We start from the raw sequence: 24,460 nt of genomic DNA, 5'->3' as shown, positions 1-24,460 counted from the left end.
TCAACCGTAACGCAGGGCTTCGACGGGATCGAGCTTCGCGGCCCGCCAGGACGGGTAGAGGGTCGCGAGCAATGAGAGCACCATCGCCATGATCAGGATGGTCGCCACCTCGGTTGGATTCACATCGGCCGGCAGGCGGCTCAGGAAGTAGAGCTCCGCCGGGAAGAGGTTCGTGCTCGTGAGCCGCGAGATGACATCGCGGATAGTCTCGACATTGAGTGCGAGCAGGAGGCCAAGACCGAAGCCGGCAATCGTGCCGACGATGCCGATGGAGGCTCCGGTGATCAGGAAAACCCGCATGATGGCACCGCGCGTCGCACCCATGGTACGCAGGATCGCAATGTCCTCCGACTTGTCCTTCACGAGCATGATGAGGCCGGAGATGATGTTGAGCGCCGCCACGAGCACAATAAGCGTGAGAATGAGGAACATCACGTTGCGTTCGACCTCGAGCGCGCCGAAGAAGGTTCGATTGCGCTGGCGCCAGTCGGTCATCAGAATCGGCCGGCCGGCTGCCTCGTCGATGGCCGCACGCGCCTCGTCCACCCGGTCGGCATTGTCGAGATAGACCTCGATCAATTGCACGTCGCCCTGGCGGTTGAAGTAGTTCTGAGCCTCTGTGAGCGGCATGAACACGAAGGTGGAGTCGAACTCCGACATGCCGATCTCGAAGATCGCCTTCACCGGGTAGCCCTTCACCCGTGGCGCCGTGCCGAAGGGCGTGGAAGCGCCGCGCGGGGTAATCAGTGTGAAGGTATCGCCCGCCTGGAGCGAAAGGGCATCGGCGAGCCGCCGGCCGATGGCCACCCCCTCGCCTTCGTCGAAATCATCAAGCGTGCCCTGGCGGATATTGCCGGAGATATGCTCGATCTTCCGCAGGTCCTCAGGGCGGATGCCACGCACGAGAACACCGCTGCCATTATACTGCGAGGAGCCGAAAGCCTGGCCTTCCACCAGCGGAATGGCACGCCGGACGCCCGGCACGGCGGCAATCCGCGCCGCGACCTCTGGGTAATCTGTCAGTGGGCTCTCCAGAGGCGCTACGAAGATATGGCCGTTGATGCCGACGATCTTGTCGAGCAGCTCTTTGCGGAAGCCGTTCATGACCGAGAGCACCACAATCAGCGTGGCAACGCCGAGCATGATTCCCAGGAACGAGAAGCCGGCGATGACCGAGACGAACCCCTCCCGCCGCCGTGTGCGCAGGTAGCGCCCGGCGAGCATCCACTCGAAGAGCGAGAAGGGCTTCGTCCCAGTAGGTGCCGCTTTGGCTTCCGGTGCCTTGGCCATGAGAGCTTATTTTTGGCCGACGAGGCGCGCGGCCACGTCGTCGAGAGAGAGCGTTTCACGCTCGCCGGTGGCGCGGCGCTTGAGTTCCACCTTGCCTTCGGCAAGACCCTTCGGTCCGATCACCACCTGCCATGGCACGCCGATGAGATCGGCCGTGGCGAACTTGCCGCCGGGACGCTCGTCGCGATCGTCGTAGAGCACATCGCGACCAGCGGCGGAGAGCTCGCGATAGAGACGCTCGCAGGCGGCATCGGTCCCGGCATCTCCCGCCTTCAGGTTGAGGATCGCCACATCGAAGGGCGCCACGGCCTCGGGCCAGATGATGCCATTCTCGTCGTGGCTGGCTTCGATGATTGCGGCGATCAGGCGGCTCGGGCCGATGCCGTAGGAGCCCATATGCACGGGCCTCTCCTGCCCGTCCGGCCCCATCACCTTGGCGCCCATGGGCTCGGAATACTTGGTGCCGAAATAGAAGATGTGACCGACCTCGATGCCGCGTGCCGACATCTTCTTGTCGCCGGGCACCGCCTCGAAGGCACCTGCATCATGCATCTCGGACGTGGCGGCATAGAGCGACGTCCATTTGTCGACAGTGCTCTGAAGCCCCGGAATGTCGTCGAAATCGGTGTTCTCGGCCGGGATGTCGAAGTTCAGGTAATCCGCATGGCAGAACACCTCGCTCTCGCCGGTGGAAGCCAGGATGATGAACTCGTGGCTCAGGTTGCCGCCGATCGGGCCCGTATCCGCCCGCATCGGGATCGCCTTCAGGCCCATCCGGGCGAAGGTGCGGAGATACGCCACGAACATCTTGTTGTAGGAATGCACGGCGCCGGCCTGATCCAGATCGAAGGAATAGGCGTCCTTCATCAGGAACTCGCGGGAGCGCATGACCCCGAAGCGCGGGCGCACCTCGTCGCGGAACTTCCACTGAATGTGATAAAGGTTCAGCGGCAGGTCCTTGTAGGAGCGCACGTAACCCCGGAAGATCTCCGTGACCATCTCCTCGTTGGTGGGGCCGAAGAGCATCTCACGCTCGTGCCGGTCCTGGATGCGCAGCATCTCCTTGCCATAGGCGTCGTAGCGGCCCGACTCGCGCCACAGATCCGCCGACTGGATCGTGGGCATGAGCAGCTCGATGGCGCCGGAGCGGTTCTGCTCCTCGCGGACGATGGCATTGACCTTGTTCAGGACCCTCAAGCCTAGCGGCAGCCAAGCATAGATGCCCGCCGCTTCCTGGCGGATCATGCCGGCGCGCAGCATCAGGCGGTGGGAGACGATCTCCGCCTCCTTCGGCGTTTCGCGGAGGATGGGGAGGAAGTAGCGGCTCAAACGCATGGGACGCCTTTTAAGGTCTCGATCTGAACAGAGGCTGAGTAACGACTCGTTTCCCGCACACAACACAGGCCCCGGGCAAAAGACAAGCTGTCATCGGTTCGCAGGGCCTGCGGCAAGGCGGATTAGACCAAAGATGAATACATGAAATGCCGAAATTTGCATCATCGGCGGCCTAGGAACGGTGACACCCCAAGGGAAGGTGACTATAAACAAAGTCCTAACGTCTTGAGACCTTGAAAGGTCAGAGGCTACGGTCCGAGTTTCGGGAGGAACAAGACCCCTAAGCGCCAGACAGGCGCCGGCCTGAGAAAGCCAGGGGTCAAAAATTGCCAAAAGGCAGTTTAGGCAAGGCGAAAGCCTTGCTTTTCTTTTTTGGTGAGCCGTCCGAGGCGCGTAAAGGCATCGGCCGTGAATCCCAACTCACGTTCGATGCTATAAGTTTCTGGTTTGACGCATCTTTCCACGCAAGACCGCTGCCCACTTTTGCGTTCGATGCTCTAAAGTCCTGCCAGAGGGAAGACCGCCGCGACGATGATCAACACCACTGAGGCCACGAGTGTGGTCCAGATCGCCTTTTCCCGCAGGGCAGGAAGCGCAGGCGCTCCCGGCTCGCTGCCCCGAACCACCTCACCAGCCTCCGTCTGACTGCGGACGCCGAAGGGCAGAACGGCAAAGAGCAGGATCCACCAGATCACGAAGTAGAGGGCCAAGCCGCCGCTCAGGCGCAGGTCGAAGCCGTTGACCACGACGGCAATGGCGATCGCGGAGATGACCACCACCACGCCCAGAGTGGACCAGAGCGAGCCGGAAAGAGTTTTTACAACGTTTATCAACAGCTTGTCCTCAGGCTTGTTCAAGCTCGATCAGAGTGCCGTTAAAATCCTTCGGGTGCAGGAAAAGCACGGGTTTTCCGTGCGCTCCGATCTTCGGCTCGCCGGAGCCGAGCACCCTGGCCCCGGAATTCACAAGCTGATCTCGGGCAGCGTTGATATCGTCAACCTCATAGCAGATGTGGTGCATGCCGCCGTCCGGATTCTTCTCAAGAAACCGGGCAATAGGAGATTCGGCGCCGAGAGGCTCCAACAGCTCGATCTTGGTGTTGGGAAGCGTGATGAAGACGACAGTGACGCCGTGCTCCTCGAGCGGCTCGGGCGCAGAAACCTGAGCGCCAAGGGTGCTGCGATAGAGTTCGGAAGCCGCCGCGATATCGCGCACGGCGATGGCCACATGGTTGAGACGTCCGATCATCATGGTCCTCTCAGAGAATTCGCCGTTCTTATGCCTCGATGACGAGCACATGGCAGGCCGGCTTCTTGCCCCATTCTTGATTCACCGCCGCGCGGACAGCCCGATGGACCGCGTTTTCGACAGCCTCGGGGTCCCGGCGCTTGGCCTTAGGCAACCCGTCGAGCAGGTCCGCGACCGTATCGGCGATTATGTCGGTCAAATCACGGCCCTGACGGTTCTTGTCCGGCAGACCCATGGCGTCGATGACCGGATCGCCGACGAGTTCGCCTCGGTCGTCAATGGCGATCGCGACCGTCACGATGCCGGCAAAGGCAAGCTTGCGGCGCTCCGGCAAGGCCCGCTCCCCTGCCCCGATGATGATGTTGCCGTCCTTGTAGAGACGTCCGGCCGGAATATTGTCGATGATCTCGGCCGGGCCGGGTGAGAGGCGCACCAGGGTTCCGTTCTTTGCGCGGACCACCTCCTGCACGCCCTGCTGGCGGGCGAACTTCGCATGCTCGCTCAGATGCAGGGGCTCGCCGTGAGCCGGAATTGCGATGCGAGGCTTCGTCCACTGGTACATCTGGGCGAGCTCGCCCCGGCGTGGATGGCCTGACACGTGAACCAGCTCCGTGCGGTCGGTGATGACCTCGATGCCCTGCTCGATCAAGCTGTTGATGATGGACCCGACGGCCTTCTCGTTGCCTGGGATCGCCCGGGAGGAGAAGATCACCCGGTCGCCGGCGGAGAGCGCAATATCCGGGTGCTCGTCCTGGGCGATGCGGGCCAGGGCGGCACGGGGCTCGCCCTGAGAACCCGTGAGAATGGCCACGACCTTGTCGCGCGGCATGTAGCCGAAGTTCTCCGCCGAGCGGAACTCGGGCAGGTCATCGAGGTAGCCACACTCCTTCGCCACGTCGACCACCCGGTCCATGGCGCGGCCGACAACGATCACTTCGCGTCCGCACTCGCGGGCAGCCTCTGCGACCGAGCGGATGCGGGCGACATTGGACGCGAAGGTCGTGACGGCAACCCGGTGCGGCGCATCCTTGATCAGGGCAGCCAGGTTCTTCGAGACATCGGCCTCGCTCGGGCTCGTGCCTTCGCGCACCACGTTTGTGGAATCGCACACGAGGGCGAGTACGCCCTCGTCGCCGAGAGCGCGGAAGGCCTCCTCGGACGTGAGGCTGCCGAGGTAAGGTGTGCTGTCGAGCTTCCAGTCGCCGGTATGCACCACAAGGCCATGCGGTGTCCGGATGGCCAGGGCGTTGGACTCCGGGATCGAGTGGGCAACAGGCACATACTCGATATCGAAGGAACCGAGCTTCAGACGCTGGCCCGGCACGATTTCCCTGAGGTCGACCTTCGGTGCGTTGGGCTCCGACAGACGGCGCGTTTCAAGGAGGCCGATAGCGAACTTCGTGGCGTAGACGGGTGCCTGAAGACGCGGCCACATCTCGACAAGGGCGCCGATATGGTCCTCGTGAGCATGGGTGATGAAGATACCCAGAAGGTTATGGCGCTCCTCTTCGATGAAACGCAGATCCGGATAGACGAGATCGATGCCAGGCAGGTTCTCCTCACCGCCGAAGCCCATGCCGCAATCGACCAGAATCCACTGCCGGTCGTCCTCAGGCCCGAAACCGTAGAGGGCAGCGTTCATACCGATCTCGCCGAGACCGCCAAGAGGGAGGAAAACCAATTCGTCCTGGTGGGAAGCCATTAATCCTGAGACCTTTTCGTGCCAGCGCCCGGCGTGGCTATATCGTGCAGCAAATTGGGAAAATAAAGGTCGCCGGCGTCGATGAGTTCCACGCTGGCGCCTTTGAGTTGCAGGCGCCCAAATTGATCGAGCCCTTCGAAGATGCCGCGCTTCTCGCCTGAGGGCAGTCGCAGGGTGACTTCCTGCCCGACTCCGGCGGCGCGCTCGAGCCAGAGCTTGCGAATGGCGCCGAACGGATCGGACATATTCATGCGAGATGATGCCCGCCACGCGGCAAACGTCTTGGCAAAGGCGGAAGAGAGAGCGGTGAATACCTCGTCGCGGGTCAGTTTCGCCTTGACCTGTTGCAGGCTTGCTGCCGGATACGGTGTCCCTGACGGAGCGAACGCAACGTTGACCCCGAAGCCGATCACAATGGCGAGCGGCCCCTCAGGCTGAAGCCTGTGTCCTTCCAGAAGAAGGCCCGAGATCTTGGCACCATCCAGCAGAAGATCGTTCGGCCATTTGAGGGCGAGACGCGGAGCGCCAAGGCCGGTGACTGCCTCGATGGCTTCGTGCAAGGCAAGCCCTGCCACGAAGCCGAGCTGCGGCGCAGAGGCCACGTCGCAAGGATCGATCAGCAGAAGGCTGGCATAGAGGTTACCTGGAGGCGACGACCATTGCCGACCGTGCCGCCCCCTGCCTGCAAGCTGCTCGGCGGCGACGATCCAAAGCTGACCCGGATCACCCAACCGGGCTGCCTGAAGGGCGTCGTCATTCGTCGAGCCTGTCGCCTCGAGGGAGAGCAGCCTGTATCCGGCGGACTCGGTCTCGGGCGACAGGTGCACGATCAGAACAGGGAGCTCGCGGCAGCCCGCGCGGCCGCCACCAGCGGTGCCGGAACGATGCCGAAGAGGACGACAAAGATGCTGCACAGGGCGAGCACGAGCTTCACGCCCGCGGGCATGGCGTCGTAGCGCTCGGCCGGCTCATCGAAGTACATCACCTTCACGATACGCAGGTAATAATAGGCGCCGATGACACTCGTCACCACACCGATGATGGCAAGCGCCACCAGGTCGGCCTCGATGGCGGCGTTGAAAACCGCGAACTTGGCGAAGAAGCCGGCAAGCGGCGGAATACCGGCAAGCGAGAACATCATCATACCGAGGCAGAAGGCGAGCACCGGATGGGTACGGGCCATGCCGGACAGGTCCTCCACCGTCTCGTACATCACGTTGCCGCGGCGCATGCCCAGGATGACCGCGAAGGTGCCGAGCGTCATGGCGAGGTAGATCGCCATGTAGACGATGACGCCCTGGACACCCTCAGCCGTGCCGGCGGCAAGGCCGATGAGCGCGTAGCCCACGTTACCGATGGAGGAATAGGCCATCAGGCGCTTGATGTTGCGCTGACCGATCGCCGCGAAGGAGCCGAGCGCCATGGAGGCGATCGAGATGAAGACGATGATCTGCTGCCACTGCACCAGGATGCCCGGGAAAGCATCGATGAACACGCGGGTGGCCATGGCCATGCCGGCCATCTTGGGAGCGGCGGCGAAGAAGGCGGTGACCGGCGTCGGCGAGCCCTCGTAGACGTCGGGCGTCCACATATGGAACGGCACAGCGGAGATCTTGAAGGCGATGCCGGCGGCCACGAAGACGAGACCGACGATGGCGCCGATGCCGACATTGCCCTGCAGGATCGTGGCGATGGCCGGGAAGGACACGCTTCCGGAGAAGCCATAGACCAGCGACGAGCCGTAGAGCAGCATGCCGGACGAGAGCGAGCCGAGCACGAAGTACTTCAGGCCCGCCTCGGTCGAGCGGACGTTGTCACGGTCGAAGGCGGCGATGACGTACGAGGACAGGCTCAGCAGCTCGAGACCGATATAGAGGGCGATCAGGTCGTTGGCCGAGATCACCATCATCATGCCGATGGTCGAGAGCACGATCAGGATCGGATACTCGAAGCGGCTGATCCCCTCGCGGCGCATATAGTCCAGCGAGAGGATGACGCCGCCGGCAGATGCGATGAGCGTCAGGGCCTTCATGAACTTGGCGAAGCCATCGATCACGAAGGAGCCGCCCATAGTCTCGATGCGCTCGTTCGGCAGCATCAGCACCGCCACGAAGGTGACGACGAGAAGCGCCAGGGCGATGATGTTCATGGCGTAGCCCGGTCGCTCGCCACGGATGGCGCCGAACAGGACCATGATAAGGGCGCCAGTCGCCATGAGGATCTCTGGCAGCACCGGGCCGAAGGCAGGAATGGTGAGGGCGGGGTTCATCGTGACCTCAGTGTGCGGCGACAGCGGCCGTTTTCACGGTGGCAAGCGCGGCCTGAACGTTGTTGAGAAGCGACTCCGTCGGCACCGCGAAGGCATCGAGGATCGGACCGGGCTGCACGCCGTAATAGATGATGAGCAGGATCAGCGGCGCGAAGGTGATGATCTCACGGCGGTTCAGGTCGGTGATCGTCTGGAGCGCCGGCTTGTCGAGTTCTCCGTACACCACACGACGGTAGAGCCAGAGCGCGTAAGCCGCCGAGAGGATCACGCCGGTGGTCGCCAGGAAGGCCACCCAGGTGTTGGACCGGAAGGCCCCCATCAGGGTCAGGAACTCGCCGATGAAGCCCGAGGTGCCCGGCAGAGCCACGTTGGCCATGGTCAGGATCAGGAACACCACCGCGTACATGGGCATCCGGTTCACGAGGCCGCCATAGGCCTTGATCTCGCGGGTATGCATCCGGTCGTAGATCACGCCCACGCAAAGGAAGAGCGCGCCTGACACGAGACCGTGGGAGATCATGGTGAACATGGCCCCCTGAATGCCCTGCTCGTTCATGCTGAACAGGCCCATGGTCACGAAGCCCATATGCGCCACCGAGGAATAGGCGATGAGCTTCTTGATATCCTCCTGCATCAGAGCGACCAGCGAGGTGTAGATGATCGCGATGACGGAGAGGGCGAAGACCAGCGGGGCGAAATACTCCGAGGCCTCAGGGAACATCGGCAGCGACACACGGATGAAGCCGTAGCCGCCCATCTTCAGAAGGACGCCGGCCAGGATCACCGAGCCCGCTGTCGGCGCCTCTACGTGAGCGTCCGGCAGCCAGGTGTGGACCGGCCACATGGGCATCTTCACCGCGAACGACGCGAAGAAGGCGAGCCACAGCCAGATCTGCAGGTTCGAGGCGAACTTGAAGGCCAGCAGCGTCGGGATGTCGGTGGTCCCCGCCTGCCAGTACATGGCCATGATGGCGAGCAGCATCAACACGGAGCCGAGCAGCGTGTAGAGGAAGAACTTGAAGCTCGCGTAGATGCGCCGCTTGCCGCCCCAGATGCCGATGATCAGGAACATCGGGATCAGGCCGGCCTCGAAGAACAGGTAGAACAGCACGAGGTCGAGGGCGCAGAACACGCCGATCATCGTAGTCTCGAGAACCAGGAAAGCGACGAAGTACTCCTTCACCCGGTGCCCGATCGACTCCCACGAGGCCAGGATGCAGAACGGCATCAGGAACGTGGTGAGCAGGATAAGCGGCATGGAGAAGCCGTCGACACCGAGCTTGTATCGAATGGTTTCGGTCAGCCAAGCATGGCTTTCAACGAGCTGGAACGATGCCGTGGCCGTGTCGAAACGGGCCCAGGCGACGAGCGAGAGGATGAAGGTCGCAATCGTCGTGGCGAGCGCCGCCCAACGGGCGTTGGAGCGAGCGGCCTCGCTGTCGCCGCGCAGGGTCAGGATGAAGGCCGCCCCGACGAGAGGAAGGACGAGAAGGCCGGAGAGGATGCCGAAGCCGAACATTAGTGGGCTCCCCTGAAGAGATAGAAGGTCACGAGAGCCGCAACGCCGATCAGCATCGCGAAGGCATAGTGGTAGACGTAGCCGGTCTGCACCCGCACCACGCCGCGCGTCACATCGAGAACGCGGGCGGAGATGCCGTCAGGACCGAGCCCGTCGATGATCCGCTGGTCGCCGGTGCGCCAGAAGAAGCGGCCGATGGCCATGGCGGGACGGACGAAGATCGCATCGTAGAGTTCGTCGAAGTACCACTTGTTCAGGAGGAAGCGGTACAGGATCGGGTGATCGGCCGCGAGCTTCGCAGGCTGCTTGTTGTCGATGATGTACATGTACCAAGCAAGACCGAAACCGAGGACCATCATGATGGTCGGCAGCAGCGGCACCCAGCCCGGGAGATGGTGCATCTCTTCCAGGATATGGTTCTCGGGACGGGTGAACAGGGCACCCTTCCAGAATTCCTGATAGCCTTCGCCGATGAAGGCGCCGTGGAAGATAATGCCGGCGAGAACCGCGCCGATGGCGAGCACCAGCAGCGGGATCAGCATCACGAGCGGGCTTTCATGGGGCGTGTGAGCCCCATGGTGGCCATGCTCATGCTGGGCATGGCTTGCAGGCTCCACGTCACGGTTATGATCGTCGTGCTCCACGCCCTCGTGGGAATGCGGGGCATGGGCATGATGATCGTGATGGCCCCAGCGCGCGCTGCCCTCGAAGGTGAGGAAGAACAGGCGCCACGAGTAGAATGAGGTCATGAACGCGGCCACGACCGTGGCCAGGAAGGCGAAGGAGCCGGCCGAGGAATGCGCCGCGTAGGCCGCCTCGATGATCGCATCCTTCGAGTAGTACCCTGCCGAGAACGGGAAGCCGGTGAGCGCCAGCGTGCCGACCGCCATCATGGCCGTGGTGAACGGGATGTAGCGGCGCAGCGCTCCCATGTGGCGGATATCCTGCTCATGGTGCATGGCGTGGATCACCGAGCCGGCGCCCAGGAACAGCAGGGCCTTGAAGAAGGCGTGCGTGAACAGGTGGAACACGCCCGCACCGTAAGCGCCGACGCCCAGACCGACGAACATGTAGCCGAGCTGCGAGCAGGTCGAATAGGCGATGACACGCTTGATGTCGTTCTGCACCAGGCCGACGGTCGCGGCGAAGAAGGCCGTGATGCCGCCGATGACGGTGACGACGGTCAGGGCCGCCGGAGCATATTCGAAGATCGGCGACAGGCGCGCGACCATGAACACGCCTGCGGTCACCATGGTAGCGGCGTGGATGAGGGCCGAGACCGGGGTCGGGCCTTCCATGGCATCGGGGAGCCAGGTGTGGAGCAGGAACTGCGCCGACTTGCCCATGGCGCCCATGAAGAGCAGCAGGCAGGCAATGGTCAGGGCATGCCATTCGATGCCGAGGAAGTGGAACTTGGCATCGGCGAACTCGGCAACGCGCGGGAAGATCGCATCGAAGGTGACGCCGTTGAACAGGACGAAAACCGTGAAGATGCCGAGAAGGAAGCCGAAATCGCCGACGCGGTTGACGATGAAGGCCTTCATGGCCGCCGCGTTGGCGGAATCCTTCTGATACCAGAAGCCGATGAGCAGATAGCTCGCGAGGCCCACGCCCTCCCAGCCGAAGAACATCTGGACGAGGTTATCGGCCGTCACTAGCATCAGCATGGTGAAGGTGAAGAGAGACAGATAGGCAAAGAAGCGCGAACGGTGCGGATCCTCGTGCATGTAGCCGATGGAATAGAGGTGCACGAGCGCCGACACCGTGTTCACCACCACCAGCATCATGGCGGTCAGCGTATCGATGCGGAACGCCCAGTCGACCTGGAGATCGCCGACCGACATCCATTGTGCGATCTGGATCCGGGTGGCGCCGTCACCGAAGCCGACCTGGATGAAGGAGACCCAGGACAGGACGGCTGCCACAAACAGCAGTGCCGTCGTGATGATCTCGCTCGGTCGGGGACCGAGCACGCGTCCGAAAAGGCCTGCGATGAGGAAGCCGACGAGCGGCAGGAAGACGATTGCGTGATACATGGTCTTTTACTTCGCCGTTCGGGCGTTAGCCCCTCATCATGTTGACGTCTTCAACCGCGATGGAACCGCGGTTGCGGAAGAAGACCACCAGAATGGCCAAGCCGATGGCCGCCTCAGCCGCCGCGACCGTCAGGATCAGCATGGCGAAGATCTGGCCGACGATGTCGTTCAGGTGGGTCGAGAAGGCGACCATGTTGATGTTCACGGCGAGCAGGATGAGCTCGATGGACATCAGGATGACGATCACGTTCTTCCGGTTGATGAAGATGCCGAACACACCGAGCGTGAAGAGGACGGCGGCGACGGTGAGGTAGTGACCCAGTCCGATAACCATGGCGTGCCTCCTTAGATGCCCTGGCGGAAGGGGACCTTCCGCACCTCGACGGCCGTTTCCTGCGTTCGGGCGTTCTGCTTGGTGATGTCCTGGCGCCGCACGCCGACCCGCTCGCGCAGGGTTAGGACGATGGCGCCGATCATGGCGACCAGCAGGATCAGGCCGGCAGCCTGGAAGAAGTAGAAGTAGCGGGTATAGAGCACCTGGCCGATGGCCTCGGTGTTGGTCATGACGTCGGCTGCCGGAATGGGCACAGCCGGGGACCGGACCAGACCCGGATCGATGGTGTAGGTGCCGACCACGAGGATCAGCTCGAGCAGCAGGATCAGCCCGATCAGCCCGCCGATGGGCAGGTACTGCAGGAAGCCCTGGCGGAGCGCCGCGAAATCCACGTCGAGCATCATGACGACGAAGAGGAAGAGCACCGCGACCGCGCCCACATAGACGATCACCAGGATCATCGCCAGGAACTCGGCTCCCATCAGCAGGAACAGGCCCGCCGCGTTCACGAAGGCCAGGATGAGGAACAGCACCGACTGCACGGGATTGCGGGAGGCAATCACCATGAAGCCGGAGGCGACCGTGATCGTCGCGAACAGATAGAAGAAGGCGGCGGTTACCGTCATGCTCGAGCTCAGCCGCTAAGAAGCGGCCCCTTCCGACGTGGCCCCGGAGAATCCGGCGGCCTGTCTATAAATTCCGAATCCGGCGGGGACAACCCGCCGGAGCTGCTTGCCCCTGCCCTCACCGGGCCAAAGGCGCTCTTACCGGTACGGGGCGGTCTTCGCGAGGTTTCTCGCGATCTCACGCTCCCAGCGCTCCCCGTTCTCGAGAAGCTTGGCCTTGTCGTAGTAGAGTTCCTCACGGGTCTCCACGGAGAACTCGAAGTTCGGCCCCTCCACGATGGCGTCCACCGGGCAGGCTTCCTGGCACATGCCGCAATAGATGCACTTCACCATGTCGATGTCGTAGCGGGTCGTGCGGCGGGTGCCGTCGTTGCGGCGCGGGCCAGCCTCGATGGTGATGGCTTGGGCCGGGCAGATGGCCTCGCAGAGCTTGCAGGCGATGCAGCGCTCTTCCCCGTTGGGATAGCGCCGCAGGGCGTGCTCACCCCGGAAACGGGGCCCGCGATGGCCCATTTCGAACGGGTAGTTGAGGGTCGCCTTCGGCTTGAAGAAATATTTCACCGTCAGGATGAAGCCTGAGATGAATTCCTTCAGCAGGAGGGATTGGGCAATGCGGTCAAGCTGCATGGCCGATCTCCTTTAGCGGACGCCCGGCGCATTGCCGGTCGCCATCAGGACAGCCGCCACGATCACGACCATGGCGAGCGACAGCGGCAGGAACACCTTCCAGCCGAGGCGCATGAGCTGATCGTAGCGATAGCGGGGCACCAGGGCTTTCACCATGGCGATGAGGATGAAGAGGAAGCTTGCCTTAAGCACGAACCAGATCACGCCCGGCACCCAGGTGAAGGGCGCGAACGGGATCGGCGACAGCCAGCCGCCGAGGAACAGGATCGTGCCGAGGGCGCACATGGTCATGATGGCCACGTACTCACCGAGCATGAACAGCAGGTACGGGGTGGAGGAATACTCCACCATGTAGCCGGCCACGAGCTCGGATTCGGCCTCCGGCAGGTCGAAGGGCGGACGGTTCGTCTCGGCCATGGCCGAAATGAAGAACACCACGAACATCGGGAAGAGCGGCAGCCAGTACCAGCCCAGGATGCCGAGGCGGGTGTTCTGCGACTCCACGATGGCCGACAGGTTCAGGGTGCCGGCGCACATGAGCACGGTCACGATCACGAAGCCGATCGAGACCTCGTAGGACACCATCTGGGCGGCAGAACGGAGCGCGCCGAGGAACGGGTACTTCGAGTTCGAGGCCCAGCCGCCCATGATGACGCCATAGACGCCGAGAGACGAGATCGCGAAGATGTAGAGGATGCCCACATTGATGTCGGCGATCGCCCAGCCGGCATTGAGCGGAATGACCGCCCAAGCCGCGAGCGACAGGGTGCACATCACCAGCGGAGCCAGCAGGAACATGCCTTTGTTGGCCGGGGCCGGGATCACCGGCTCCTTCAGCACGAACTTGAGCAGGTCGGCGAAGGATTGGAGCAGGCCCCAGGGGCCTACCACGTTCGGGCCGCGACGGAGCTGAACCGCCGCCCAGACCTTGCGGTCGGCATAAAGCGCGTAGGCGATGAAGATGAGAAGCGCGACCAGCATGAGCAGGCTCTTGCCCAGCATGATCGCGACGGCGAGGAGGATATCCCCAAATTCCATGATCCGTTCCTCTTACTCAGCCGCCTCGAGCTTCAGCTCACGGGCGAGCGCGGAGCACTCGGCCATGACGCCGGAGGCGCGGGCAATGGGGTTCGTCAGGTAGAAGTCCTTCACCGGGCTCATGAAAGCCTCGCGGCCCAGGGTGCCGCCGATATTGGCGAGCGCCTGGATGGCGGCGAAACCATCAGCCGGCTGAACCGTCTCGACCGCGGCGAAATGCGGGTACTGCGTGTAGAGCTTTGCCCGCAGGGCATTGAGCGAGTCAAACGGCAGGCGGTGGCCCAGCACGTCGGAGAGAGCGCGCAGGATCGCCCAGTCCTCCCGGGCCTCGCCCGGCGCGAAGGCGGCCCGGTTGGCGAGCTGCACCCGGCCCTCCGTGTTCACGTAGGTGCCGGATTTTTCCGTGTAGGTCGCGGCCGGCAGGATCACGTCGGCACGGTGTGCGCCGCGGTCGCCATGGGTGCCCTGATAGATCACGAAGGTTCCGGAAGCGATGTCGATCTCGTCAGCGCCGAGATTGAACAGTACGTCCACCTCACCCTGCGCCATGGTCTGGGCGTTCAGACCCCACTCGCCCGGCACGAGGCCAAGATCGAGGGCGCCGACGCGGGACGCGGCAGTGTGCAGCACCGAGAAGCCATTCCAGCCATCCTTCACTGCACCGACATCACGGGCGAGCTGAGCGACAGTGGAGAGAACCGCCAGACCGTCGGGACGGGAGAGAGCCCCCTGCCCCACGATGATCAGCGGACGCTCGGCGCCGCGGAGCTTCTCGATGAAGCTGTGGCGACCAGCGGCAAGTTCGGAGAGCGTCTCGGGACCGGCGCCGAGGTACTCGTAGGGATAAGTCAGGTCTGCATGTTCGCCGATCATGGCGATCGGCGGCGGAGCCGCGCGCCAGCGCTTGCGGATGCGCACGTTCACGAGCGAAGCCTCGATGCGCGGGTTCGAACCCACGATCAGGATTGCGTCCGCGTCCTCGATACCGGCGATGGTGGTGTTGAACAGGTAGGAGCCGCGGCCATAGACCGGGGTCAGCACGCTGCCATCCTGGCGGGCGTCGATGTTGGTGACGCCGAGGCTCTCCATGAGGAGCTTCAGGGCGTACATCTCCTCCACCGCGGCGAGATCTCCTACGATGGCGCCGATGCGCTTTGGGTCCGTGCCCTTCACGCGGCCGGCAATGGTGGCGAAGGCCTCTTGCCAGGACGCCGGGCGCAGGCGGCCGTTCTCCCGCACGAAGGGGCGGTCGAGGCGCTGAAGGCGCAGGCCGTCCACGATCTGGCGGGTCTTGTCGGTGATCCACTCCTCGTTCACCGCCTCGTTCACGCGCGGCAGAATGCGCATGACCTCGCGGCCGCGGGAATCGACCCGGATCGAGGAGCCGACCGCGTCCATCACGTCGACGGAATCGGTCTTGGTAAGTTCCCAAGGACGATAGTGGAAGGCTTCCGGCTTGTGGGTCAGGGCGCCGACCGGGCAGAGATCCGCCACGTTGGCCTGCAGCTCGGAGCCGAGGGCCTTCTCGAGATAGCTCGTGATCTCCATGTCCTCGCCACGCCACAGGGCGCCGAGATCCGGCACGCCGGCCACTTCGGCCGTGAAGCGCACACAGCGGGTGCAGTGGATGCACCGGTTCATGGAGGTGCGCACGAGCGGGCCGAGATACTTGTCGGTCACCGCGCGCTTGTTCTCGTGATAACGGCTGGTATCGACGCCGTAGGCCATGGCCTGGTCCTGCAGGTCGCACTGGCCGCCTTGGTCACAGATCGGGCAGTCGAGCGGATGGTTGATGAGGAGGAACTCCATCACCCCTTCCCGCGCCTTCTTCACCGTCGGAGACTTGGTGGAGATTTCAGGAGGTTCGCCGTTCGGGCCCGGACGGCAGTCGCGCACGCCCCAGGCACAGGAGGCCACCGGCTTCGGCGCACCCTTCACCTCGACGAGGCACATGCGGCAGTTGCCGGCGATCGACAGCCGCTCGTGGTAGCAGAAGCGCGGAACTTCCGCCCCGGCCGCCTCGGCGGCCTGGAGCAGGGTGTATTCCGCGGGAACGTCGACCTCGACGCCATCAACGATGATTTTCGCCATCTTCAATCTCACTCCGCCGCGATCATGACGGATTCGGAATGCGGGTTAGCCGCGTAATCGTCGATCCGCTTCTCGATCTCGTGACGGAAGTGGCGGATCAGACCCTGAACCGGCCAGGCCGCCGCGTCGCCGAGCGCGCAGATGGTGTGGCCTTCGATCTGGGTCGAAACTTCGAGGAGCATGTCGATCTCGCGCTTCTGGGCGCGGCCCTCCGCCATGCGGTTGAGCACACGCCACATCCAGCCCGTGCCCTCGCGGCACGGGGTGCACTGGCCGCAGCTCTCGTGCTTGTAGAAATACGAGATGCGGGCAATGGCACGCACGATGTCGGTGGACTTGTCCATCACAATCACGGCGGCGGTGCCGAGACCGGATTTCAGGTTCCGCAGGGTGTCGAAGTCCATATAGGCATCGGCGATCTCATGGGCCGGAACGATCGGCACCGAGGAGCCGCCCGGGATGACGCCCAGCAGGTTGTCCCAGCCGCCGCGGATGCCGCCGCAATGGCGGTCGATCAGCTCGCGGAAGGTGAGGCCCATGGCCTCTTCCACGTTGCAGGGCTTGTTCACGTGGCCCGACACGCAGAAGAGCTTGGTGCCTACGTTGTTCGGGCGGCCGATGCCGGAGAACCAGGAGGCACCGCGGCGCAGGATCGTGCCGGCAACGGCGATCGACTCGACGTTGTTGACGGTTGTCGGGCAGCCGTAGAGGCCCATATTGGCGGGGAACGGCGGCTTCAGGCGCGGCATTCCCTTCTTGCCCTCCATGCTCTCGATGAGAGCCGTCTCCTCGCCGCAGATGTATGCGCCTGCGCCGTGGTGGACGTAGAGGTCGAAGGGATACCCGTGGATGTTGTCCTTGCCGATGAGCTTAGCCTCGTAGGCCTCGTCCACCGCCCGCTGCAGCGCATGGCGCTCGGCCACGTACTCGCCGCGGATATAGATGTAGGCCGCATGGGCCCCCATGGCGAATGAGGCGATGAGACAGCCCTCCACGAGAAGATGCGGATCGTTCCGCATGATCTCGCGATCCTTACAGGTGCCCGGCTCCGACTCGTCGGCGTTCACGACCAAGTAATGCGGACGCCCGTCCGATGCTTTCGGCATGAAGGACCATTTCAGGCCCGTGGGGAAGCCGGCGCCGCCGCGGCCGCGCAGGCCGGACGCCTTCATTTCGTTGACGATCCAGTCGCGGCCCTGCTCCAGGAGGAACTTGGTTCCGTCCCAGGCGCCGCGCATCTTCGCGGCCTGGAGATCCGGCGAGTGGAAGCCGTAGAGATTGGTGAAGATACGATCTTTGTCCTGAAGCATTCCCGATCACTCCATCAGGACGTCTTGTTGTCTTTGTCGACGGTCACGCCCGGCTTGCTCTCGCTGCCGTCGCGGCGGGTCTCGGCTTGGGCAGGCGGCGTACCGGCTTCGGGGGTCGTCGGGCTCTTGGGCACAGCCTCGCCGTCCTTCGTCGGGGACGCCACATAGGACTTGCCGCTCTGTGGAGCCGGGCGAGCACCGGACTCCGTGTGCGAGTCGCCCTTGGTGGCCTTCGACGGATCGGCAGCTTCCTTTTGGTCACTCGGATTGATCGGCGTCTGGCCTTCCTTCGCGCGCTTGGCCGGCGTATCGGCTGCATCGCTCTCAATCGGGCGACCGGCCGCTGGCTTTGCGGCTTTCACTTCCTGAGGGATGGAAGCCATCGCGGCGGCCGGTTCAGCCGTTTCGGCGGCCTTCGCCTGCTCGTCGAAGCGCTTGCGCCAAGCACCCACAAGGGAGCCGTCGTAGAGCGCCGGATCCTGGAGGGTGTTCACCGCCTCATGGGGCTCCGACCGGTTGCGGCCGATCTGCGAGCCCGTCTTCACGGGGCGGCCGGCGGCGAGATCGTCGAGGAGCTTCTCGAAGTTCTCGGTGGTCAGGTCCTCATAGTAGTCGTCGTTGATCTGCACCATCGGCGCGTTGGAGCAGGCACCCAGGCACTCGACCTCAAGCCAGGAGAAAGTGCCGTCCGGCGAGACATGGTTCTGCTCACCGACGCGGCGCTCCAGGACTTTCCTGATGTCTCCCGCACCGCGCAGGACGCAGGGCGTCGTGCCGCAGAACTGGATGAAATACTTTCCGACCGGCTCGAGGTTGAACATCGTGTAGAAGGTCGCCACCTCCATCACGCGGATCACCGGCATGTCCAGCTTCGCAGCCACGGCCTCAATAGCCTTGCGCGGCAGCCAGCCGCCCGCCTGCTGCTGAGCCTTGCCCAGGAGAGCGATCACCGCCGAGGCCTGGCGGCCCGACGGATACTTGGCGATTTCCTTGTCCGCAAAAGCTTCGGTCTCAGGGGAGAGAACGAAGCTCTCGGGCTGCATGTCTTCAGGCGCGAGCTTACGAACGGCCATACACTCTTCTCCTCATCGTCATGGCCGGGCTTGAGGCCCGGCCATACGACTTGAACCATTTCAGCACGCCTCAAAGAGCGTGGCTCCCTGCCCCGGCTTCGGGGCAGGTATTCCTTAGCGGTCGACCTCGCCGAACACGATGTCGATGGACCCCAGGACGCCTGCAACGTCGGCCAGCATGTGGCCGCGGCACATGAAATCCATGCCCTGCAGATGGGCAAAGCCCGGAGCGCGAATCTTGCAGCGGTAGGGCTTGTTGGTGCCGTCCGACACGAGGTAGACGCCAAACTCGCCCTTCGGAGCCTCCACGGCGGCATAGACCTCGCCCGCCGGGACGTGGAAGCCTTCCGTGTAGAGCTTGAAGTGGTGGATCAGCGCCTCCATCGACCGCTTCATGTCCTTGCGCGACGGCGGCGCGACCTTGCCGTCGAGCGTCGTCACGGGTCCCTGTCCGTCCGGCGCCCGCAGCTTGTCGAGACACTGGCGCATGATCCGCACGCTCTGGCGCATTTCTTCCATGCGGATGACCTGACGGTCATAGTTGTCGCCGTTCTTGCCCACGGGGATGTCGAAGTCCATCTCCTCGTAGCACTCGTAGGGCTGCGACTTGCGCAGGTCCCAGGCCACGCCGCAACTGCGGACGATAGGACCCGAGAAGCCCCATTTCCAGCAATCGTCCAGCGTAAGAACGCCGATATCGACATTGCGCTGCTTGAAGATGCGGTTGCCGATCACAAGAGTGTCGAGATCGTCCAGCACCTGCAGGAACGGATCGCAGAAGGCCTCGATGTCGTCGATCAGCTCCGGCTGGATGTCCATGTTGACGCCGCCGGGCCGGAAATAGTTGGCATGCATCCGGGAGCCGGAGACGCGCTCATAGAAGATCATCAGCTTCTCGCGCTCCTCGAAGCCCCAAAGGGGCGGCGTGAGCGCGCCGACGTCCATGGCCTGCGTGGTCACGTTGAGGAGGTGCGAGAGCAGGCGCCCGATCTCGGAGAACAGAACGCGGATCAGCTGGGCTCGCCGGGGAACCTGGATGCCGAGCAGCTTCTCGATCGCCAGGCAATAGGCGTGCTCCTGATTCATTGGGGCGACGTAGTCGAGCCGGTCAAAATAGGGATTGGCCTGAACGTAGGTCTTGTACTCGATCAGCTTCTCGGTGCCGCGGTGCAGCAGCCCGATATGCGGATCGACACGCTCGACCACCTCGCCGTCCAGTTCCAGCACGAGGCGCAGAACGCCGTGTGCCGCCGGATGCTGGGGGCCGAAATTGATGGTGAAGTTGCGGATGTTATGCTCGCCCATGGGTCGCCCTTTCCGCTCCTTTAAGCCTTGGCCTTCTCGTCACCCGGCAGCACGTAATCCGTGCCTTCCCAGGGCGAGAGGAAGTCGAAGTTGCGGAATTCCTGGTTGAGCTTGACAGGCTCATAGACCACACGGCCCTGCCCGTCATCATAGCGAACCTCGACGTAACCGGTCATCGGGAAGTCCTTGCGGAGCGGATGCCCCTCAAAGCCATAATCCGTGAGGATCCGGCGCAGGTCCGGATGGCCCGAAAACAGGATGCCGTAGAGGTCGTAAGCCTCGCGCTCGAACCAGTTCGCCGCCGGCCAGAGACTGACAAGCGAAGGAACCGGGGTCGCCTCGTCCGTCATCACCTTCACACGAATTCTGCGGTTATGATGAGGGGCCAGGAAATGGTAGACCACATCGAAGCGGTTCTCACGTGCCGGGTAGTCGGCGCCGCAAATGTCGATGAAGCAGACGAACCGGCACTGCGGATCGTCGCGGAGGAAGGACGCAACACGAACGATGTCCTCGCGGCGCGCGACGATCGTCAGCTCATCGAACGCGATGGCCCGATCCTCGATCGCTTCGCCAAGAGAGGAAGCGATGTGATCGCTTAAGGCTTGGAGCTCAGCACTCATGCAATGACCTTTGCTCAGCGCTCGATGGTGCCGGTGCGGCGGATCTTCTTCTGCAGAAGCAGCACACCGTACAGAAGGGCCTCAGCCGTGGGCGGGCAGCCCGGTACGTAGATATCGACCGGGACAATTCGGTCGCAGCCACGCACCACGGAATAGGAATAGTGATAGTAGCCGCCGCCATTGGCGCAGGAGCCCATGGAGATGACGTAGCGCGGCTCGGGCATCTGGTCATAGACCTTGCGAAGCGCAGGGGCCATCTTGTTGGTGAGCGTACCGGCCACGATCATCACGTCGGACTGGCGCGGCGAAGCGCGTGGCGCGAAGCCGAAGCGCTCCACGTCATAGCGCGGCATGGACATCTGCATCATTTCGACGGCGCAGCACGCCAGGCCGAACGTCATCCACATGAGCGAGCCGGTGCGCGCCCAGGTAATGAGATCCTCGGTCGAAGTGACCAGAAAGCCCTTGTCGGACAATTCCTCGTTGATGGAAACGAAGTAAGGATCCGTCGAGCCGAGCGGTTTGCCGGTGTTCGGGTCAATGATGCCGCGGGGGGCAGGAGCGACCAGGGTCGACTGGTTGTCAGAGATCAATCCCATTCGAGGGCACCCTTCTTCCACTCGTAGATGAAGCCGATCGTCAGGACTCCAAGGAAGATCATCATGGAGATGAAGCCGAACCAGCCGAGATTCCCGAACGTAATGGCCCAGGGAAACAGGAACGCCACCTCAAGGTCAAAAATGATGAAAAGAATGGCCACGAGATAGAACCGCACGTCGAACTTCATGCGGGCGTCGTCGAACGCGTTGAAGCCGCACTCATAGGCAGACAGCTTCTCCTGGTCCGGACGGCTATAGGCGACGATGAACGGCGCCACGAGCAGCGCGACCCCGATCAGGAGCGAGACGCCGATAAAGATGACGAGAGGCAGGTAGTCGGCGAGGAGATTCGTCATACGACACCCAGAAGGACAGGAATCCGGCTCAGGGCCGGCAATCTGCAACGCATTTAAGCCTCAGAAAGGCCCAAAACAGCCCCCTGCGACATCACGCTGATTGCGCCGGAGCCTTAGCGGAGTTCCCTTTCCGTGACAAGTGTTTGCACTGCCGCAAAAAGAATCATTCCAAACTAAGCTGATGTCCGTAGGGCAGCCATTTTCCCTTATTTTTCGGCCACATGCGCTTCCGGAGCAGGCAGGCCATGTTTCCAGTGCAGGAGCAAAGCCATACCGGATCCGACCCCTAGCTCGTCGAGCTGGGTTAGGTTAAGGTAACGCCCTATCATTACCCTGCGGAAACAGCATGCGAAAAATCTCTTACCTTACAAGGGCCTTGGCGTTTGCGTGCCTTTATCCTCTGACCGTCGGGGCTCAGGAATCAGGCCGGGATCCCTTCGCCGGAGCGCCAAAAGGACGCCTTTTCCTGACCATCGAGCTGAAAGGGTCGGGACGAAAGGATCTTCCCAACAAGGTCGAGTGGTATCGCCTGACGTCAAATCGCAAGCTCGAACTTGAACTTGCCATGCTCGTGCCGGTGAAGAGCCCTGTTCCCATTGTCAAGGTTGGCGGGAGCGACAAGGACAATGCTCCCATGCCTGCCGGTTTAGCCGCAATGGCTAAGATTCTCGAACCCTGCAAAGGAGACGAGGAGTGCCAGAGAAAAGCCATGATGGCCTATGGTCAGCAGCTCATGGCCAATCCTCAGGCGCTCGGCGCCATGAAACAGGATGATACCCGCTTCGAGAACTGGGTCGCCGACCGTCGCGGCCCCTGTGCGAAAGGGACCCTGATCGTGGAGGATGAAGGCGACGGCATGAATATCTCACCGCCCAATCCTGCCAAGCCCTACAAGTTCAGGCGATCCGGTCGGCTGGACCTTCTGGCACAGGACATGGAGATGATGGACCGGGCCTGCCAGACCGAAATCTCTGTCGACCGGCAGTCCGGGCTTCTCAGCCTGAGGATCAACCATCTCAACATCCCCGTACCGGTTCAGATGTCCGGTCAGGCCTATACCTTCGAGAAATCCGTCCTGTTCCTGGAGGGACGCAGCAAATTCGAAATTTTTGACCAGAAAGTCGACGCGGGGGCATCGTCCTGGATGGGCCAGGGAAGATTCGATAAGGCAGGATCGGTTTCCCACAATTCAGGCCAGACCGTCGCGCCCATGTCCGCCACTCTGACATGGCGCTTCGAGCGCAGCTGAGCTCTGGAAGCATCATTTAAGGGAATGGCCTAGGAGGTCGCCTCTTCGGCGGCCCGCGCCGCCTTTCGGTTGGCCGCAGCTTCAGCCCTGCCCGCAGCAGTCTCCGCTTTGGCCTTGGCCTCGCATTTGGCCCGAATCTCGTCCAGCTCTTCCTGGGTCAGGTGCTCGATACCGATAAACACGTTCTGCGCGGCGCTGGCACGGATCAGTTCATCAAGCTTGGCCTGAATGGCGGCCCCGTCTCGATTCTGGGTGTTCTGGATCAGGAACACCATCAGGAATGTAACGATGGTCGTCCCGGTGTTCACGATCAGCTGCCAAGTGTCGGAGAAGCCGAAAAATGGCCCCGAAAACGCCCACACCAGGATTACCAAGAGGCAGAACCCGAAGGTGATAGGCCGACCGGTGACCTGAGCAACCCAATTGGAAAAACTGGTGAACCATCTGGACGTCGACATGAAGCAAGCCTCTCGTATTTCTCCTGATAACGTCCAGCTTCGCCAAACGATTCCAAAGTGGAGAGAGAATGCATAGCTTGGGCAAAAGTGCCGCTTGGCGGCAAACCATCGGTGACGATACGCCAGCGACAGCAACACGAACCCGCAGGATCCGTCTGAGTTCTAGATTCTTGAGAAGGGGAGAAGTGGCGCGGGCGACGGGGCTCGAACCCGCGACCTCCGGCGTGACAGGCCGGCACTCTAACCGACTGAGCTACGCCCGCGCATTGGACCGCCGAAGCGGTGTGGGTGCGGTTTAAGAGCCCCCCATCCCCCTGTCAAGGGTGCAAAGCTTTCATTTTCCATTGCTCTACCAAAACAGCTGTCATGCAGGCCGGATTGCAAGCCAAAGCCGCATCGGGCTGGCTGACAAGCGGCTATTCCACCGCAGCAACATCCCCAGGGCTCCTCAAGGAGGTGAGCACCCGGTCGCACTCATAGAGTTCCTCCAGAGCGCCTTGAAGACCGCGGAGTGCTTCCCGCGACAGTTCACGTTGTGGCGGAGGCGGCAGTTCGTCTTCTTCGGGCAGTAAACCCTCGGGGATCGAACCACTCTCATCGGGGTGCGCAATATCGCGCTCGGGATGAAGCTCAGCAAGGGTTTGCTCCCCCCGGCCGATCCCCTGGACGAAGCGAACACCCTCCTCCTTCAGGATCCGCTGAACACCCTTGATCGTATAGCCTTCGCCATAAAGAAGATGTCGGATCCCCTTGAGCAGGTCGATGTCATCGGGACGGTAGTAGCGGCGACCGCCTCCCCGCTTGAGAGGCTTGATGTGATTGAACCTTGTCTCCCAGAAGCGCAGCACATGCTGGGGTACATCGAGATCGTCGGCGACCTCGCTGATCGTGCGGAATGCGTCGGGGCTCTTGTCCATGACGCCGCTCGCCATCCGGATCAATCCTCGCCTTCGAAGGTCTCACCATTGATATGAGCCTTCAAGACGTTCGAAGGCTTGAAGACCATGACCCGGCGTGGGTCGATCGGAACCTCGACCCCGGTCTTGGGGTTGCGGCCGACTCGCTCTCCCTTGCTGCGCACGATGAACGAGCCGAAGGAGGACAGCTTGACGGTCTCGCCCGCTGCCAGAGAGTCGCAGATTTCGCCTAAGACCCGCTCCACCAGCTCAGCCGATTCGGTCCGCGACAGGCCTACCTTCTGGTAGACTGCCTCGCTCAGATCCGCTCTCGTTATCGTTTTGCCAGCCATTGAGCTCCCCAGCGCACTTGAGTTCGTTGGTCTTGTCGTCGTTAACGACGCTATGCAGATGGCTCCCTACGGTCAACCGCCAAGGTACGACTGACCGATACCACCAGAGTTGAATTGTCTCGC

At 62.6% G+C, this 24,460-nt stretch carries 24 protein-coding genes and 1 tRNA gene; 1 reads left to right on the top strand and 24 read right to left on the bottom strand.

Annotation, left to right across the window (positions count from 1 at the left end):
- From FHR70_RS14790 to FHR70_RS14695, 20 genes are all read right to left on the bottom strand, one after another.
- Positions 1 to 1,290 carry a lipoprotein-releasing ABC transporter permease subunit gene (locus FHR70_RS14790; protein WP_183451392.1) on the bottom strand — a complete coding sequence of 430 codons (1,290 nt, stop codon included), beginning with the start codon at positions 1,288 to 1,290 and terminating at the stop codon, positions 1 to 3.
- A 6-nt stretch (positions 1,291 to 1,296) separates the two neighbouring features.
- The gene (gene proS, locus FHR70_RS14785) at positions 1,297 to 2,625 is read right to left on the bottom strand and encodes a proline--tRNA ligase (protein WP_183451390.1); all 1,329 of its coding nucleotides are present in this window, start codon (positions 2,623 to 2,625) and stop codon (positions 1,297 to 1,299) included.
- 497 nt (positions 2,626 to 3,122) lie between these two features.
- Complete coding sequence (locus FHR70_RS14780) at positions 3,123 to 3,458, bottom strand: DUF1467 family protein (RefSeq protein WP_246408167.1); 336 nt, start codon at positions 3,456 to 3,458, stop codon at positions 3,123 to 3,125.
- A gap of 10 nt (positions 3,459 to 3,468) precedes the next feature.
- On the bottom strand, positions 3,469 to 3,873 hold the full coding sequence (gene mce / locus FHR70_RS14775; RefSeq protein WP_183451693.1) for a methylmalonyl-CoA epimerase: 405 nt from the start codon (positions 3,871 to 3,873) through the stop codon (positions 3,469 to 3,471).
- Positions 3,874 to 3,901: 28 nt separating this feature from the next.
- Positions 3,902 to 5,575 (bottom strand): ribonuclease J, encoded by a 1,674-nt coding sequence (locus FHR70_RS14770; protein ID WP_183451388.1) that lies wholly within the window; start codon positions 5,573 to 5,575, stop codon positions 3,902 to 3,904.
- Positions 5,575 to 6,402, bottom strand: a complete 828-nt coding sequence (locus FHR70_RS14765; RefSeq protein WP_343058817.1) for a biotin--[acetyl-CoA-carboxylase] ligase — start codon at positions 6,400 to 6,402, stop codon at positions 5,575 to 5,577. The genes FHR70_RS14770 and FHR70_RS14765 overlap by 1 nt, the downstream gene beginning before the upstream one ends.
- A 2-nt stretch (positions 6,403 to 6,404) precedes the next feature.
- Positions 6,405 to 7,844: an NADH-quinone oxidoreductase subunit NuoN gene (nuoN, locus tag FHR70_RS14760; protein WP_183451386.1), complete on the bottom strand. Its 1,440-nt coding sequence runs from the start codon at positions 7,842 to 7,844 to the stop codon at positions 6,405 to 6,407.
- A gap of 7 nt (positions 7,845 to 7,851) precedes the next feature.
- Positions 7,852 to 9,363, bottom strand: coding sequence for an NADH-quinone oxidoreductase subunit M (locus FHR70_RS14755; RefSeq protein WP_183451384.1), 1,512 nt, complete (start codon positions 9,361 to 9,363; stop codon positions 7,852 to 7,854).
- Complete coding sequence (gene nuoL / locus FHR70_RS14750; RefSeq protein ID WP_183451382.1) at positions 9,363 to 11,399, bottom strand: NADH-quinone oxidoreductase subunit L; 2,037 nt, start codon at positions 11,397 to 11,399, stop codon at positions 9,363 to 9,365. Before nuoL ends, FHR70_RS14755 begins: the two co-directional genes overlap by 1 nt.
- A gap of 25 nt (positions 11,400 to 11,424) precedes the next feature.
- Positions 11,425 to 11,733, bottom strand: a complete 309-nt coding sequence (gene nuoK / locus FHR70_RS14745) for an NADH-quinone oxidoreductase subunit NuoK (protein ID WP_027316571.1) — start codon at positions 11,731 to 11,733, stop codon at positions 11,425 to 11,427.
- 11 nt (positions 11,734 to 11,744) lie between these two features.
- A complete protein-coding gene (locus tag FHR70_RS14740) occupies positions 11,745 to 12,359 on the bottom strand; it encodes an NADH-quinone oxidoreductase subunit J (protein WP_183451380.1) in 615 nt (204 codons plus the stop codon).
- Between the two features lie 138 nt (positions 12,360 to 12,497).
- Positions 12,498 to 12,986 (bottom strand): NADH-quinone oxidoreductase subunit NuoI, encoded by a 489-nt coding sequence (gene nuoI, locus FHR70_RS14735; RefSeq protein ID WP_183451378.1) that lies wholly within the window; start codon positions 12,984 to 12,986, stop codon positions 12,498 to 12,500.
- 12 nt (positions 12,987 to 12,998) lie between these two features.
- Positions 12,999 to 14,024, bottom strand: coding sequence for an NADH-quinone oxidoreductase subunit NuoH (gene nuoH, locus FHR70_RS14730; RefSeq protein WP_009491123.1), 1,026 nt, complete (start codon positions 14,022 to 14,024; stop codon positions 12,999 to 13,001).
- 12 nt (positions 14,025 to 14,036) lie between these two features.
- Positions 14,037 to 16,115 carry an NADH-quinone oxidoreductase subunit NuoG gene (gene nuoG, locus FHR70_RS14725; protein WP_183451376.1) on the bottom strand — a complete coding sequence of 693 codons (2,079 nt, stop codon included), beginning with the start codon at positions 16,113 to 16,115 and terminating at the stop codon, positions 14,037 to 14,039.
- An 8-nt stretch (positions 16,116 to 16,123) separates the two neighbouring features.
- Positions 16,124 to 17,425: an NADH-quinone oxidoreductase subunit NuoF gene (nuoF, locus tag FHR70_RS14720; protein WP_183451374.1), complete on the bottom strand. Its 1,302-nt coding sequence runs from the start codon at positions 17,423 to 17,425 to the stop codon at positions 16,124 to 16,126.
- 14 nt (positions 17,426 to 17,439) lie between these two features.
- The gene (nuoE, locus tag FHR70_RS14715; RefSeq protein ID WP_183451372.1) at positions 17,440 to 18,498 is read right to left on the bottom strand and encodes an NADH-quinone oxidoreductase subunit NuoE; all 1,059 of its coding nucleotides are present in this window, start codon (positions 18,496 to 18,498) and stop codon (positions 17,440 to 17,442) included.
- 114 nt (positions 18,499 to 18,612) lie between these two features.
- The gene (locus tag FHR70_RS14710; protein ID WP_183451370.1) at positions 18,613 to 19,803 is read right to left on the bottom strand and encodes an NADH-quinone oxidoreductase subunit D; all 1,191 of its coding nucleotides are present in this window, start codon (positions 19,801 to 19,803) and stop codon (positions 18,613 to 18,615) included.
- Positions 19,804 to 19,823: 20 nt separating this feature from the next.
- The gene (locus tag FHR70_RS14705) at positions 19,824 to 20,426 is read right to left on the bottom strand and encodes an NADH-quinone oxidoreductase subunit C (RefSeq protein ID WP_183451368.1); all 603 of its coding nucleotides are present in this window, start codon (positions 20,424 to 20,426) and stop codon (positions 19,824 to 19,826) included.
- 14 nt (positions 20,427 to 20,440) lie between these two features.
- Positions 20,441 to 21,025 (bottom strand): NuoB/complex I 20 kDa subunit family protein, encoded by a 585-nt coding sequence (locus FHR70_RS14700; protein ID WP_183451367.1) that lies wholly within the window; start codon positions 21,023 to 21,025, stop codon positions 20,441 to 20,443.
- On the bottom strand, positions 21,016 to 21,381 hold the full coding sequence (locus tag FHR70_RS14695) for an NADH-quinone oxidoreductase subunit A (protein WP_183451365.1): 366 nt from the start codon (positions 21,379 to 21,381) through the stop codon (positions 21,016 to 21,018). The genes FHR70_RS14700 and FHR70_RS14695 overlap by 10 nt, the downstream gene beginning before the upstream one ends.
- 346 nt (positions 21,382 to 21,727) lie before the next feature.
- Between FHR70_RS14695 and FHR70_RS14690 the strand changes: the two genes are divergently transcribed.
- On the top strand, positions 21,728 to 22,630 hold the full coding sequence (locus FHR70_RS14690) for a hypothetical protein (RefSeq protein WP_183451363.1): 903 nt from the start codon (positions 21,728 to 21,730) through the stop codon (positions 22,628 to 22,630).
- Positions 22,631 to 22,659: 29 nt separating this feature from the next.
- On the opposite strand, the gene FHR70_RS14685 is transcribed toward FHR70_RS14690, so the two are convergent.
- From FHR70_RS14685 to FHR70_RS14670, 4 genes are all read right to left on the bottom strand, one after another.
- The gene (locus FHR70_RS14685; RefSeq protein WP_183451690.1) at positions 22,660 to 23,088 is read right to left on the bottom strand and encodes a low affinity iron permease family protein; all 429 of its coding nucleotides are present in this window, start codon (positions 23,086 to 23,088) and stop codon (positions 22,660 to 22,662) included.
- A gap of 186 nt (positions 23,089 to 23,274) precedes the next feature.
- Positions 23,275 to 23,351 (bottom strand) — tRNA-Asp (locus FHR70_RS14680).
- Positions 23,352 to 23,504: 153 nt separating this feature from the next.
- Positions 23,505 to 24,005: a MerR family transcriptional regulator gene (locus tag FHR70_RS14675; protein ID WP_183451688.1), complete on the bottom strand. Its 501-nt coding sequence runs from the start codon at positions 24,003 to 24,005 to the stop codon at positions 23,505 to 23,507.
- Between the two features lie 20 nt (positions 24,006 to 24,025).
- Positions 24,026 to 24,337: an integration host factor subunit alpha gene (locus FHR70_RS14670; RefSeq protein ID WP_152709275.1), complete on the bottom strand. Its 312-nt coding sequence runs from the start codon at positions 24,335 to 24,337 to the stop codon at positions 24,026 to 24,028.
- Positions 24,338 to 24,460 lie beyond the last annotated feature (123 nt).

It is taken from the genome of Microvirga lupini (assembly GCF_014191055.1).
GTDB classification, from domain to species: Bacteria; Pseudomonadota; Alphaproteobacteria; order Rhizobiales; family Beijerinckiaceae; genus Microvirga; species Microvirga lupini_A.
The sequence above is the reverse complement of the archived record's forward strand: the minus strand, read 5'-3'. Positions and strand labels throughout refer to the sequence as shown.

Coding starts and splice junctions, on each gene's coding strand:
- FHR70_RS14790 (WP_183451392.1), bottom strand. CDS start 1,290: ATGGCCAAGGCACCGGAAGCCAAAGCGGCACCTACTGGGACGAAGCCC.
- proS (WP_183451390.1), bottom strand. CDS start 2,625: ATGCGTTTGAGCCGCTACTTCCTCCCCATCCTCCGCGAAACGCCGAAG.
- mce (WP_183451693.1), bottom strand. CDS start 3,873: ATGATCGGACGTCTCAACCATGTGGCCATCGCCGTGCGCGATATCGCG.
- FHR70_RS14770 (WP_183451388.1), bottom strand. CDS start 5,575: ATGGCTTCCCACCAGGACGAATTGGTTTTCCTCCCTCTTGGCGGTCTC.
- nuoN (WP_183451386.1), bottom strand. CDS start 7,844: ATGAACCCCGCCCTCACCATTCCTGCCTTCGGCCCGGTGCTGCCAGAG.
- FHR70_RS14755 (WP_183451384.1), bottom strand. CDS start 9,363: ATGTTCGGCTTCGGCATCCTCTCCGGCCTTCTCGTCCTTCCTCTCGTC.
- nuoL (WP_183451382.1), bottom strand. CDS start 11,399: ATGTATCACGCAATCGTCTTCCTGCCGCTCGTCGGCTTCCTCATCGCA.
- nuoK (WP_027316571.1), bottom strand. CDS start 11,733: ATGGTTATCGGACTGGGTCACTACCTCACCGTCGCCGCCGTCCTCTTC.
- FHR70_RS14740 (WP_183451380.1), bottom strand. CDS start 12,359: ATGACGGTAACCGCCGCCTTCTTCTATCTGTTCGCGACGATCACGGTC.
- nuoI (WP_183451378.1), bottom strand. CDS start 12,986: ATGCAGCTTGACCGCATTGCCCAATCCCTCCTGCTGAAGGAATTCATC.
- nuoH (WP_009491123.1), bottom strand. CDS start 14,024: ATGGAATTTGGGGATATCCTCCTCGCCGTCGCGATCATGCTGGGCAAG.
- nuoG (WP_183451376.1), bottom strand. CDS start 16,115: ATGGCGAAAATCATCGTTGATGGCGTCGAGGTCGACGTTCCCGCGGAA.
- nuoF (WP_183451374.1), bottom strand. CDS start 17,425: ATGCTTCAGGACAAAGATCGTATCTTCACCAATCTCTACGGCTTCCAC.
- nuoE (WP_183451372.1), bottom strand. CDS start 18,498: ATGGCCGTTCGTAAGCTCGCGCCTGAAGACATGCAGCCCGAGAGCTTC.
- FHR70_RS14710 (WP_183451370.1), bottom strand. CDS start 19,803: ATGGGCGAGCATAACATCCGCAACTTCACCATCAATTTCGGCCCCCAG.
- FHR70_RS14705 (WP_183451368.1), bottom strand. CDS start 20,426: ATGAGTGCTGAGCTCCAAGCCTTAAGCGATCACATCGCTTCCTCTCTT.
- FHR70_RS14700 (WP_183451367.1), bottom strand. CDS start 21,025: ATGGGATTGATCTCTGACAACCAGTCGACCCTGGTCGCTCCTGCCCCC.
- FHR70_RS14695 (WP_183451365.1), bottom strand. CDS start 21,381: ATGACGAATCTCCTCGCCGACTACCTGCCTCTCGTCATCTTTATCGGC.
- FHR70_RS14690 (WP_183451363.1), top strand. CDS start 21,728: ATGCGAAAAATCTCTTACCTTACAAGGGCCTTGGCGTTTGCGTGCCTT.
- FHR70_RS14685 (WP_183451690.1), bottom strand. CDS start 23,088: ATGTCGACGTCCAGATGGTTCACCAGTTTTTCCAATTGGGTTGCTCAG.
- FHR70_RS14675 (WP_183451688.1), bottom strand. CDS start 24,005: ATGGACAAGAGCCCCGACGCATTCCGCACGATCAGCGAGGTCGCCGAC.
- FHR70_RS14670 (WP_152709275.1), bottom strand. CDS start 24,337: ATGGCTGGCAAAACGATAACGAGAGCGGATCTGAGCGAGGCAGTCTAC.